A 572-nucleotide genomic window follows, 5' to 3' on the forward strand; every position below is an offset into this window, starting at 1 on the left:
GCGCCGGGTCTGCTTGCGCTTGCCCAGGCCCTCAGCGTCACCGAACGTCAGCTGCATAGATGATCCTCTACATGATGAGGCGGGTAGTGTCGCGTATCTGTGGTGCGTTGTTCAGAGCTTCCCTAATTCCAGCAGCACTCCGGTGAAGTATTTGCTGACCTCACCCATAGGCATCAGGCGCCGCCCTTGGGCCGGGTCAATGATTACCAGCTTGCTGCCCTTGGTACCAGCCAGTACCACGAAGTGATTCATGTTCCAATGCAAAATAACGGGCGCTTGCACTTCCCTCAGATAATCCAGCTCCGCGCGCAACGCCCTGCAATCGAAGCCCATGTCATCTGCAACCTCGATAACCTGGTTAAGCGACATCCCCTTCAGCGTGGAGCTGTAGCGACGCCTGAGGGCAGGAAGCCCGCAGTCATTGCCGTAGAACTGGGCCAGCATTGCTAGGGAAGCTCTGAACAACGCACCACAGATACGCGACACTACCCGCCTCATCATGTAGAGGATCATCTATGCAGCTGACGTTCGGTGACGCTGAGGGCCTGGGCAAGCGCAAGCAGACCCGGCGC

Annotated in this window: 1 protein-coding gene; it reads right to left on the bottom strand. The window is 57.9% G+C overall.

All coding sequences use genetic code 11. From position 1 onward, the window contains the following. Positions 1 to 111: 111 nt before the first annotated feature. Complete coding sequence (locus F7R02_RS25785; RefSeq protein WP_235901002.1) at positions 112 to 444, bottom strand: cysteine peptidase family C39 domain-containing protein; 333 nt, start codon at positions 442 to 444, stop codon at positions 112 to 114. Between the last annotated feature and the right edge of the window lie 128 nt (positions 445 to 572).

It is taken from the genome of Xanthomonas cissicola, from assembly GCF_008801575.1.
Lineage (GTDB): Bacteria > Pseudomonadota > Gammaproteobacteria > Xanthomonadales > Xanthomonadaceae > Xanthomonas > Xanthomonas cissicola.